The organism is Alteromonas sp. AWJ4_199, from assembly GCF_056159165.1.
On record NZ_JBSWUR010000002.1, the window covers coordinates 198328 to 210518 of the forward strand.

Consider the following 12191-nt stretch of genomic DNA (forward strand, 5'->3'; position numbering starts at 1 on the left):
TACTCCAATGTCAACTGACACTCATATTTTCATCACGCCAACAAATTCTACAGAATATGTTAAGGCTGCTTTTGAGAGTCTAAACAATGGCTACACCATTGAACAAAGTAAAAAAAACAATGGTTATTCTGAACCTTTCGAAGTTCAACCAACATATGGCTGGTACAAGGGAATTTCCTATATTCCAGTTGACGTTGATGAAACAGCGCAATTGCTTTACACATCAGGTACAACCGGCGAACCTAAAGCCGTTCATATATCCCATCGAGCACTAAAGAACACTACCGAACGCCTTATTTCAATCATGGAAATGACAAATGAGGTGAAAGAGTACATTGGCGTACCTGTTACATATTCATTTGGTTTTGGAAGATGCCGAGCAGTTTCACTTGCTGGCGGTAGCTTTTATATTCCGCAAAAATTCGACCCATTAGAAATTGCTACTATGCTCAAGCGGGATGAAATTAACGCTATTTCTGCCGTTCCCAGCTTATGGCGCGTGCTGTTGTCCGTGGCAGAATTATTTCCTCTTGCTATTGGTGAAAAAGTAAGGTGGATAGAAATTGGCAGTCAATACATGAGTGCGCGGGAAAAGTTACAACTTATTGAATTGTTTCCAAACGCAAAAATTGTACAGCATTATGGCCTCACAGAAGCGTCAAGAACCACATTCTTAAAGATTCACGAGAAACAAGCATTAGAATCTGTGGGGAAAACTTACTTTGAAAATGTAGCAGTCAGAGTTAACGATAACGGTAGGATTGCTATAAAAGGCCCACACCTAACCTCAAAGATTGAAAACTCTGAGCGTAGTGTAGCCTTCAATAGTGATGATTGGTTCGAAACCACTGATTTAGGGAAGATTGAAGACGGGTACCTTTACTTCTTAGGGCGCGACGATGATGTGATTAACTGCGGTGGTGTAAAGCTTTCCCCCGAAGCTCTGGAAACTGAAATAAGCCGTGAATCGAATGTAGCAACTGATAGTTTTGCGGTGTTTAAATATACCGATGAATTAAGAGGCGAGGTGCCGGCGATAGCGGTATTGTCTGAAAATAAATCACAGCTTGATGCTATTAAGAATAACCTTTTTCGATTGCTTAAAGAGAAAAAGTTAGACATTGAATCGCTAGTAAAAACTATAGAAGTAGAGCAGATACCTAAAACTTCCACAAACAAAGTTAAGCGAAAACAATTAACACGACTAATGGAAAGTTCAATTGTTGAAAAAGCAGAGGTAGAAGAACGCTATGTAACTATTAGTGATGATAAAGATTTTGAGACATTAATAGAAAATACATTAAAACGTGTTTTAAAAGTGAAACATGTAGGGGCGAATGACTCTATAAAATCGCTAGGCGGGGATTCTCTTTCTACCCTCCTATTAATGGTAGAACTCGAGAAGACAGGGCTACCAAATGACGAGATACAATGGTTAGTTCAAGGGCTAACGCTAGAGCAGGTTGTAGAAAAAAAACGTCTTAAAGAATGCAGACAACCAAATGAAAGGGTTAGCAAAACGTCGCAAAATGTTTTCATTAACCAAGACGTAAATGTATCGATGTACATTGTTCGAGGTTTGTTTGTTTTAGTTAATATTTTTGCACATTGGTCTGCGGGAATATTTGAACGCTTACCTTCGCCTTTCGACACTATAGATAGTTATTTAGCTATTTTTTTTAATTCAGGTACTACTGGCTTCGCACTCATGTTTGGCTTTGCGTTTGGTGCTCAAGTTGCAAACGGTAATAAGAAAACAACAAAGGAGTTAGGGCATACAGCCGTACTGAACGTTAAAGTCTTGTTTGTTGGCATGGCCGCTCTTTCAGTACTAAAGCTTACTAGTTGGTCGATAGATGGCAAAGATCTCTCAGCACTGTTAATTGCTAACTCGTTTTATTCGGTCTTGTATTATTATTTCTTTGCGGTTCTTATTTTTCCTTATCTGGTTCATATACTAGCGAAAAGTGCAGATTTTAGGATGGCAGCTTTCATTGTTGCCATGGTTTTTTGGTTTATTTCCTTAGGTATAAAAGCGTTAGAGATTCAACCTTCTCAAAACGCTTTGTATCAACTTGGTATTCTCCTAATCAGTTCTAAGTATAATTTCTTCGGCATGACTGCATTTGCGTTACTGGGCGCGATGGGGGGATACATACTTAGACAAACGCCAACTAAAAATCTTGAAGTGAAGTTTTATGGTGGGTTTGCGCTCTTTATTACAGCGCTTTATGTAGGTATGGCAAATGGTGAGCTAGAAAGGTGGATTTCGTGGCCTACCGGCGCATTATATCTTTCTATGGGGCTCTTGTATTTTGGGGCCATCGTCGTTCTTGATGCTGTTTTAATTAAAAAGCTAGATTTTATCGGTGAGAAGGCGCCTTATGCACTGATGGCTCGCATCATTGCGGCTGTAGGGTTATTGGCTTTTCCTTTATTCGTTTTGCACGAACTTGTACTTCCTGCTGTCAACATTTTAAGGTCGTTTGAGCTAGGAGTGTTTATCTATTCACCATTTGTGTTTTTTGTAGTTGTAGCAAGTCTTATGGTCAAAAAGGTAATAAAAGTTGTTTAATAATAAAAATATCTATAGTGAAGCCGAATAATGCAAGATTTGATTAATTTAACGCTAATATTGATTTGGCCACTACTTTGCTGCTTTTGCTTCACTAGGCTTGATACGGTTACTGCTACATTTATTAGCATAGTTGGTGGAATGTTGTTTCTACCAGTGAAAGTTCAGCTTGATTTACCGCTTATTCCTGGTATCGACAAATACGTAAGCAGCTCAATTGGTGCAATAGTCGGTATTGTTGTAGTTAAAAAGAACAGCTTCAACTGGTTTGGTAGTAATGGTGTAGTTAAACATTTTATCGTCGCCATTGTGGCAATTTCGTTTTTTAACTTTTTGTTTAACACGTCGCCTGTCTTTAATGGTGGCGTGTGGAAAGCTGGCTTAACGGCGCATGAAGCGGTTTCCGCTGCTATCTTAACTTATTTGACGTTGCTGCCGCTTATCATTGGAATTAACGTTGTTAAAAGCGAAGACGATGTAATTAAACTGCTGAAGCTTTTAATCGTAGCGCTACTCGTATACCTGCCGTTTGTATTATACGAGATTAGATTTAGCCCGCAGCTTAATAAAAATGTGTATGGATTCTCACCCCACTCGTTTATACAGCAAATACGAGATGGCGGCTTTAGAGCAGTGGTGTTTTTAGGCCATGGATTGTTAACAGCAAATTTCTATCTAGGTGGCTTTTTAGCCTTGCTTATTCTTGCAAAACTTAAGAGGTTCTTTGTTTCTCGTACTTTTCATCACACACTGATAGCCGTCGTATTCATTTGTTTAATACTTCTAAAGTCTGCAACGGCAATAGCTATAGCGTTGTTAGGTGCTTCTCTCTTATTTTTATTTAGTGCACGTACACAAAGGCACATACTCAAACTAATTGTTGCATGCGTTATTGTTTACCCTTTGTTTGTTTACTCAAGTATTTTACCGCTCGACTGGCTATATGAAAACTTGCAGCTAGTTTTTTCTGAAGAACGCCTGCGCTCGCTGTATTTTCGGTTTTATAATGAACAGCTTATGGTTGATTATCTAGGCAGTTACTTTCTTATAGGGTACGGTGGTTCCGGGCGAAGCTATTTTTACGGCGCAATCCCCGACGGCACGTGGTTGGTTTGGACAATGCGATATGGTTTTGTCTTCTGGGCTTTAAATGTACTGCTTTATTCAAAAGCCTTGTTCAGCGCTTCACAGGGTCACATACATAAAAATATGTTAGTACTTTTGTCGGTTTTGCCTACTATGATTTTAGTTGATCAAATTCCAAATTCTTCATGGTCAATGCCTTGGGTATGGCTGCTAACAGGCGCAATAATCAAGCTTGCCCTTATTGCTAACCTCAAATCGGAAAAAAATAATGAAAGGTGAAAACACAATTGATAAGAGTGATTTATTTTATTATCCGCTGTTTGACTACTTGAGGTTTGCGCTTGCTAGCGTAGTAATGTTTTATCACGGCGGTTTAATAGAGTGGGCTGTTGCTGGAAAGTTCGCTGTCGAGGTGTTTTTTGCGCTGAGTGGCTGGTTGATAGGAAGTATTTTGTTAAAGTCTGAAAAGGATGATTTAACGAAGTTTTATTTTAACCGAGCAGTCAGAATATGGATTCCATATTACATTGCGTTTCTGTTGCTTATAATCGCAAGTTTTTTGAAGGACCCAATTAACGCAAAGTGGTTAGAGTTTGTTTTCTATAAGATAACTTGGGTTTACAATTTATTCGGTCCTCCACAGCTCGCTGAATTTAAAGGCCAGATGCCTCTAGATGGCACGGGAAACCACTTTTGGAGTGTGAATGTAGAAGAGCAGTTCTATTTATTGGCGCCTCTCATAATGGTGTTTATCCCTAAATTGGGTAAAAGCTTAGTTACCTGGATTTTTATTGGCATTTTATTATTTATTTTAGGTGGTTACTTTTCGCTATGTGGTGGTGTAATCGCCGCTATTGTTAGGCAACACCATCCAAGCCTGTTTTCTAAATCATCCTTCCGTTTCTTTGCATTAAGCATTGCTGTGGTTTGCTTCTACCTGTTAGTTTACAGTGGAAATTATGATGCATACGCGCCATTCGCGGCAATTTTTCTTGTTATTGCACTCTCAGTACCGGGAGGTAAATCGAAGCTAGGCGCCTTTCTAGGAGGAATTTCATATCCTTTGTATTTAAACCATTGGATAGGCTTGATCGCTGCAAATGTGGTCTTGAAGCTGTTTCCGTCATTCCAGTTTAAGCACGCAATGTACAGTATATTTAGCTATGCTATTGCTGCGCTGCTATATGTCGTTATCGATAAGAGGATTATGAAACTGCGGAATAGTTGGTATACCGTAAAGCGTGCAAAAGTAATCATTGTTTATGCTTATCTTTCGGTTTTTACCGGGTTGAGTGGGGCACTTATTTTAAACTTATAAGTAGCCCTCAAACTAATTTGCGTTTGTACCAATTTAACAATTAGTTTCTACTTGCCGCTTTTTTGACTATTAGCGCGATAGCACTTTCTGACGTTAACTTATTTACCTTTATTGTTCGGTCACTAATTTTACTTGCTGTTTTTTCTTTAAATTTGGATTGGGCCTGTATGGCTTCACTTAAATGAACCTCAGTGACCATTGAGTTATTGTATTCAGCGGGTAATGTAATATTAATAATAGAATTTTTACGCGAATCTATCTTTCTTGAGAGGATAAAGATAACTAGCTCGGTTTGATTTGCAAATGCGAAAATATCAAGGTTGGGAGCGCTGTCAGCGGCTTTACGATGCTTAAATGCTTTTATGTTCCTAGTAGGTACATTTTCGCTAGTCGTTTTTAACAGCGAGTATGAATCGTTAACGATATGATTAAAAAAAGTAATCCATTGCCAAGAAGGGTAGGCTTCTCCTCCGTCGTACCATTTTGCGTGGGAGCTCCAATAATCACCGCGCTGGAACAAAAAGAAGTTTTGCGTGCTGTAACCCTCTCTTAGTTGTGTTAAGAAAGTGTCTAATGTAGCAGCTGCCGCAACAGGCCCTTTCATAACACGCTCTTGCTCTAAGTATTGCTCCTTGGTTACTTTTTCGTTATTCAGCCCGTTTCGTGCGTAGCCTGGCCCAGCTTCGTAAGTGCCAACTTTTAACGTTTTATTGTGCAACTTGGAAATTGCATTTACTTTTTCTACATGCCTTCTAGCACGCTTAGCTGCCGTTTGTTGTGCAAAGTCTAATAACGTCTGTAGGCTTTCTGGTGAGCCGGTAACAACGCCCTCTCCCTGGTCCCAGCCGCCAATGTACTCAGCAACAGTTACTACATCTGTACTCGGGCTCATTCGTGCGGCAGTTTCACCATAACTATTAATTGTCCAACCGCCAATTACCACTTCGAACTTGTTTTCTATATTTGGCCAGTAGGGGCTGCGTTTAATTATACCCATAACGTATTCTTGGTAGAGCCCGTAAACTTCAGCGTTGCTGTAGTGCTTACCGGTTATATCGTCAGTCATTGGGTGGAAGGTCCATGGTCGAAACATTCTGTTCCAGGTTTCGTTACCAATCTCTAATCTTATGGCGCTAAATTTGTCGGAGTAAGGTTCAAGCTGGCCTTGTTGATAGCGTTTATGAGCCCACGGTTTGGCCTCCACTGTATCTTCCTGTGGGTTATAAGGTGCCGCTAAGTACTCTATTAGGCCCAACCATTCTTCTTCAGCGAAATGCGGCTCTATTTGAAGCCAGGGATTAGTACCCACTTCTACAAATGAATTTAGCGTTTGCGGCAGGGTGTTTCCATAGTTAGCCGTAATGTTACCCGCATTGTTGGTAAGTTGTTCAAGGTTATACGTGTTGTAAAAGGTTTTTATGAAGCCGTGGGTTCTAAAAAAAGACATTTTGGCTTGTTTCGCTGCTTTATGGTCTTCAGGTAGAAATGCTAAGTATTTTGCATCGGAACGGTAAATTTTTATATTGTCTATGTCTACGCGGCCTGGGCCTTTTAGCACCATCTCCATTTTTCGTGGCTTGGCATCATCATAAAGTTCAGGCGGCGAAAACGGGATTATGTGATGTTTCCATTTATTGTTTATTTCAAGTTTTTTAGTCAAGCCCGGCAGTCTCAACTCGGCAGACACATTACTGTCACCCCTTGTCCAAACTTCAAATGTATAGCTTTTCGTCGGGTCTAGTACGTCGTACCATTGCTGTGCTGTTCCGGAGTAATTGTATTGACCTATGCTTAACGGGGTCTCGTTTGTAAGATTTACTGAAAAGTAGGTTTCGCCACTATTGGGAACAATCGTCTCTTCCTCATGTGGTGTCAGTTGCCAAAAATGCCTTTCAAGCTCATCTTTGAATAAGGGAAGCATAGGCTGCCTAAAATAGCGATGATGCCTATTAGATAGCCACACTCTATTGGTTAACAGTTCATACCGATATAAAGAATAAAACTTCTTTCTTACTATTACCAAGTCACCTTTTTTAATGGCAGGGCCGCTGTCGGTAAGTCGCAATGAATAGCCTTTGTGGCGTTCTGGTGGAACATCCGAGCGGTAAATTACATAACCTTTTGCGCCTTCAACAGTATTCCATTTCAGGGTGATCTCGCCGTTTTCATCAACCGAAAAATGTGCGTTAGTAGGTGCTGAAAGAGCAGATTTACCCGAAGCTACTTTTACTTTAGGAAGAGACTGGAGATTCGTTTCGCCTTTTGACGAAGCAGATGGCTTTACAATTACAGTACTTGAGGGTACTGATAATTGGTTATTCTTATCTAAAGTTTTTACCATGAAATAGTAGGGCGTATTTTGTCTACTCCACCCAGGTATTTTTAGCTTAAATTCGTTGGTACCCTGTGGAATGTAGTGACCATAAAGCGGTGAATGCCAGCCACTTGCGAAATGCCCATTTTTAGCAACAATGTCTTGCCGTATAGATTTAAATTGCCCATTTTCGATACGCAGTATTTCAACGCTTGCACCGTCTAACGCACCTTCTTTCCAAGAATCGTAGTAACTTAAATCCTTATATAAGCCATACACTATATTTTCCGCTGATTCAGTAGCAAGAAAGGCGGTTCTAAAAATACTTGGCTCGAACCCACCTCCATCACTTAAAGTATGACCATTTCCGAAAGCGGCGATTGTTGTAGTAAATGGCTCGTAATTACTTTGGTGTATTTCATCGTGGATGGTAAATGTAGGAGTGTTAGCGGATATTGCATTTGGCTGTATGAATAGTAGTAAAAAAAAGAGAGCAAGCAATCCATTTACAACCCGTGACATAACTTTTATATTAGTCATTTAAGATATCCATATATCGGTAAGGAATTTGCACTTATTCGTGCTTCTGATTTTTGGTTGTAGTAAACAGAATTACATTATTTAATTAAAAATAATATTAAATAAATCAGTTTGCTTAAACAGCTGTAATAATAAAACATTTTAAAAGGGATTTTACCATGTCAAAAATATTTTCTGCGCAAAACTGGAACCGCATGAGCGAACAGTATCAGTGTGCCGAGCCATTTCCATCGATATGTATAGACAACTTCCTAACAGAAGAGTTTGCAACTCGAGTAGCGAGTGCTTACCCAGAATACGAAGATGCTAAAAAAGTAGGGCGCGAATTTAACGCAACTAACGAAAGTTTAAAAGTACAGATAACTGAACCACCGCTTTTTCCATCACCGGTTGCAGAACTTTCAGATGCTTTATCATCAAAAGAATTTATTGAAATTATGTCGAAACTGTCAGGCATTGAATCTTTGGTTTGGGACCCTAGTTTCGTCGGCGGCGGGATGCACCTTACAAAATCGTCTGGCCTTTTAGATGTACATGTCGATTTCAACTTTGAATCTAAATTAGATTTGTTTAGACGTATAAATATTCTTATTTATCTAAACCCTGTATGGGATAAAACCTGGGGCGGCGAAGTTGAGTTGTGGGACAAAGATGTAAGAAACTGCATTCAGTCGTTCGAGCCCAAGTTTAACCGGTGTGTTATTTTTTCTACCAGCGATATAAGCTTTCATGGCGTTACTGCTGTTAAGTCGCCAAGCGATATCTCTAGAAACTCATTCGCAGCATATTATTACTCTAGTGAACCTGGCGACAATGCAGGGGATTTGTACGGTGGAAACCACACTACAATTTTCAAGGCACGCCCGTACGAGTATAAGAAGAAATATGTCACTATGCCGATGGATAGTTTTAAAAAGACTCTTCAACAGAAGAAGCGAAGCCTTAAAAAAGTACTAGTAGGCAAATAAACTCCAAAAGAGAATTTTTCTGTTTTATGATGGATGAAAATATCCGGTTTACTGCATTGGACGCACTCCGTGGTATGTCTGCAATAATTGTCTAGAGAAGTCTGGTCGATTCACTTCTTGCTTGCAGTTGATTTATTGTTTGGTGGGGGAAGAGCGATTGCTGAAAGTTATGTTTTGCTTCCTGCTTTTCTTGTTATAAGCGTATGTGTAGCATTTTTGACCTACTATTACTTCGAGAAACCGCTTAACAATATCTTGCGCCAAAAACTGAAGTAACTGCGTTACCTTATTGCTATATATACAAAAGGTAACGCGTAAGTGGTTAGTTACTTTACTAATAGCTGATCAATATCATTCAGCTTTAATTTAATATTGTGATGCTTTTTGTTCAATTTAACCACTCGGGTAAATTTTTCTCCAAGGAATAACTTCCAGCCATATCGTTCAAATCCAATATTCCAAAGGAATTGTTTCTGCTTCATAAGCATTTTTAAAGACTCAAAGAATGATGGTTTTCTGCCATTAGTCGATGGCTCATAACCTTTCTTCTGCATTATGTCTGAAGCATACCCCTCTAATAAGGCAATATCTTCAGCACTGCATTTGCGTTTCCATTGCCAGATTAAATTAGGATCGGGTTCCGAGTATGTGCTGTTTTCATGATAATTCAGCATGTTGTCGCTCCATTCAACATTTAAAAAATCACATACTCTTCTTAATTCACTATCAATATTCATGAACAAGTCTTCGTAACGCAAAGTGGTGTAGCTTGCTGGTGATACATTTGCTATTCCACTGTCCCAGGCTTGTTCTGTTTTTACCCAGTGGCGAACGCCGTAATAAATATTATATGCCCAACCCATGCCTATAGAAGACCTAGCAACATCTCTAGGGTCTCTTAACATGTGTATGCATTTTGTATTCGGAAAAATCTTGAAAACTTTATCAATATGCCTATGGATGTTGATAGACATAACGTTCTTGCCACCGTGTTTGGCGTTTATTTGCAAAAGAAAATCTTCAAGAATATCTAAACCAAGTTTCGCGGCTGGAATAGTTAAGTTGTTACTGTTGAAGATTCTATCAAGCTTTAGCCCTTCAACATCGTAAAACCATCCTGTGGGTTCTGACTTACTTTCATGTAAATAATCGAAAAGAAAGTCCATTTCTCCAGGGTTCGCAATATCTGGGTGGTGGTCTAACATCAGTCTAAAAACTGTTGTTCCCGAGCGAAGCGCGCCATAAACAAATACACAGTCTACTGTTGAAAATCGTTCCATGTTTTTCTCTCATTTCTTTTTTACTAGTTTTACTGGTTTATACAATTTCAATCAAGTAAAACACGATTATGTTCTAACTAATGCACACGCTTTCTTTATCGTTAACACTTTAGTTTCTCAATTTTATCGATAATGCAACAAGTGGGGTGTTTTAATGACTAGAAGTCAGCTGAAACGACCAGACGTCACTACAATTTAATCAGCATAAACAAGGCTAATTACTACTTTAGTATTATATCTTGATGCTCCTTTATGCTTAACTCTGCTCTTAAGCTGTGAATCAGCTTCACTTCCATAATAACCAGTCTTGTATATGAAACAAGCGTTTAGCAGTACTCCTACATTTTACGGATAAAATGAAACTGCCATTATCATGTGATGTAAAGCTCGCGCAATATGTACTTCTCTTTCAAGTAGTAAACGCATAAAATTCAGAAACAACGCAACAAGCAAAACTTAGCGGTAGAGTTATTTTTTAACTCCAGAAATATCATTTTATTCTAATTTGGTTTTGCATAGGGCTTTAAATTTGTATGGATATAAAAAACGCAAAAACTGGAAGACTCTACCATATCTTATCTTATTCACCATAGTTCAGTGTTGATAGGAAGAATCTCTTTACATTTCTTTACCTCCTCAGAAAGTACTTGCTTTACGTATTCCTTCTCGTCATCGCGAATTTTTATTTTAGTTGAATTCAAATTTGTCGCAAACTCGTAGAGTTTGCTTTTATATGACGAAGGTACAACTTTTGAGAAAAAAAGCTTTATTGGATTTTCTTCATTTAATATTTTTTTTAAAAGTTGAAAGCGATTAATACTAGAAACGTTTTCTTTTTTAACTGAAGAGAGACTAAATCTATTCACATCTAAGAAGTCGCAAACACTATCCACTAATGCTTGCTCGTTTTTAAGTTCATTGAACTCTAAAAATAAAAGTTGTTCCTTTGAAAATATATTAAGATATCGTTTAACTTGATCGCTGTAGGAGCTTCTCAACTTATGATAAAACAGGGGCTGAAAGGATTTCTTAATTCGTTGATCTTCAGCTTGAAATGACTCAATAAGACTCAGGTTTTGCATGTTATCTCGTCTCGTATGAGCGTATTCGGAGATAGCTCTTGAGACGGGATCTCGAAGAATACAAATGATTTTCGTATCAAAAGTGCTCGAAGAGTCTTTTATCTTTTCAGCAGATACAGAGCACCATAAATAGTCAGTGGAAGCATCAATACACCACTGATCTTCACTCGCGCCTTTAAAATTATTTTCATAATCTAATTCGTTAACTAACAGAGTGTCAATAAAAGGTGCTATGTTGGGCCCAGTCCAACTTACCTCATCGAAATTGGTATAATACTTAGGTTCCTTTATATTACCGAGTCTAAAACTTTCGCTTTGATTTAAAAGCGAAGCTAAAGTAGTGGTTCCAGACTTAGGGGCACCTATAATAATTAACTGCTTCTTTCTCATTATTATTCTCCGTTAGATATTTCTAATCATATGGATATCTCGAAAGAAGTATCCAAAGCCATAGACTTTTCAGTATTAGTGACTAAGAACGAATAGGTCATCGAATTCTTTTAACTCTGCTTACTTTCTTTGAATTAATCAACTCCATTTTCAAAAATGGGACGTTGACTTACCATAAGCCATTAGAATTGCCTACTCGCATTAGAAAATCAATAGTCAACATATTTTTCGATTATGCTGCGGAAATAGCTGCTAATTCAACTCCGAAGAGCACCACTTTCTAAATTAGGCAGCCTTTCGTAATTCATTGAAAACAGCAATGGGCTGCTTAAAGCCGGTGCACTTTTTCGGTCTTGTATTCAATGCCCTTCCAAGTTCGGCAATCTGCATATCTGTTACTGTCCGTAAATCGGTGCCTTTTCGTATGTACTGACGCAGTAAACTATTGAAATTTTTAATTTAACCCTCACTCCCATGTTGAATAAGGATTTATACAATTTCAACCAAGTAAAACGTGATAATGTTCTCATTAATACACACGTTTTCTTTATTGTTAACACCTTAGTTTCTCAATTTTATCGATATTTCAACAACAGGGGGGGAGCGACTAGAAGTCAACCGTGGGAAATTAGCTAATG

General features: G+C 38.5%; 7 protein-coding genes and 1 pseudogene. 4 read left to right on the forward strand and 4 right to left on the reverse strand.

Going from position 1 to position 12191, the window contains the following annotated elements:
- Positions 1-7 precede the first annotated feature (7 nt).
- Genes ACXAER_RS15805 through ACXAER_RS15815 form a run of 3 tightly spaced genes read left to right on the forward strand, consistent with a single transcriptional unit; the run spans position 8 to position 4979 of the window.
- Positions 8-2575, forward strand: coding sequence for a class I adenylate-forming enzyme family protein (locus ACXAER_RS15805; RefSeq protein WP_474830919.1), 2568 nt, complete (start codon positions 8-10; stop codon positions 2573-2575).
- Positions 2576-2605: 30 nt separating this feature from the next.
- Positions 2606-3940 carry a hypothetical protein gene (locus ACXAER_RS15810; protein WP_474830921.1) on the forward strand — a complete coding sequence of 445 codons (1335 nt, stop codon included), beginning with the start codon at positions 2606-2608 and terminating at the stop codon, positions 3938-3940.
- The gene (locus tag ACXAER_RS15815) at positions 3930-4979 is read left to right on the forward strand and encodes an acyltransferase family protein (RefSeq protein WP_474830923.1); all 1050 of its coding nucleotides are present in this window, start codon (positions 3930-3932) and stop codon (positions 4977-4979) included. Before ACXAER_RS15810 ends, ACXAER_RS15815 begins: the two co-directional genes overlap by 11 nt.
- 40 nt (positions 4980-5019) lie before the next feature.
- On the opposite strand, the gene ACXAER_RS15820 is transcribed toward ACXAER_RS15815, so the two are convergent.
- On the reverse strand, positions 5020-7833 hold the full coding sequence (locus ACXAER_RS15820; protein WP_474830925.1) for a hypothetical protein: 2814 nt from the start codon (positions 7831-7833) through the stop codon (positions 5020-5022).
- Positions 7834-7991: 158 nt separating this feature from the next.
- On the opposite strand from ACXAER_RS15820, the gene ACXAER_RS15825 reads away from it, so the two are divergent.
- Positions 7992-8801 (forward strand): 2OG-Fe(II) oxygenase, encoded by an 810-nt coding sequence (locus tag ACXAER_RS15825; protein WP_474830927.1) that lies wholly within the window; start codon positions 7992-7994, stop codon positions 8799-8801.
- 326 nt (positions 8802-9127) lie between these two features.
- On the opposite strand, the gene ACXAER_RS15830 is transcribed toward ACXAER_RS15825, so the two are convergent.
- From ACXAER_RS15830 to ACXAER_RS15840, 3 genes and pseudogenes are all read right to left on the reverse strand, one after another.
- Positions 9128-10081, reverse strand: coding sequence for a sulfotransferase family protein (locus tag ACXAER_RS15830; protein ID WP_474830929.1), 954 nt, complete (start codon positions 10079-10081; stop codon positions 9128-9130).
- Positions 10082-10665: 584 nt separating this feature from the next.
- Complete coding sequence (locus tag ACXAER_RS15835; protein WP_474830930.1) at positions 10666-11553, reverse strand: sulfotransferase domain-containing protein; 888 nt, start codon at positions 11551-11553, stop codon at positions 10666-10668.
- Positions 11554-11838: 285 nt separating this feature from the next.
- Positions 11839-12009, reverse strand: a pseudogene (locus ACXAER_RS15840) (IS30 family transposase); the annotation flags it as partial.
- Positions 12010-12191 lie beyond the last annotated feature (182 nt).

Coding starts and splice junctions, on each gene's coding strand:
- ACXAER_RS15805 (WP_474830919.1), top strand. CDS start 8: ATGTCAACTGACACTCATATTTTCATCACGCCAACAAATTCTACAGAA.
- ACXAER_RS15810 (WP_474830921.1), top strand. CDS start 2,606: ATGCAAGATTTGATTAATTTAACGCTAATATTGATTTGGCCACTACTT.
- ACXAER_RS15815 (WP_474830923.1), top strand. CDS start 3,930: ATGAAAGGTGAAAACACAATTGATAAGAGTGATTTATTTTATTATCCG.
- ACXAER_RS15820 (WP_474830925.1), bottom strand. CDS start 7,833: ATGACTAATATAAAAGTTATGTCACGGGTTGTAAATGGATTGCTTGCT.
- ACXAER_RS15825 (WP_474830927.1), top strand. CDS start 7,992: ATGTCAAAAATATTTTCTGCGCAAAACTGGAACCGCATGAGCGAACAG.
- ACXAER_RS15830 (WP_474830929.1), bottom strand. CDS start 10,081: ATGGAACGATTTTCAACAGTAGACTGTGTATTTGTTTATGGCGCGCTT.
- ACXAER_RS15835 (WP_474830930.1), bottom strand. CDS start 11,553: ATGAGAAAGAAGCAGTTAATTATTATAGGTGCCCCTAAGTCTGGAACC.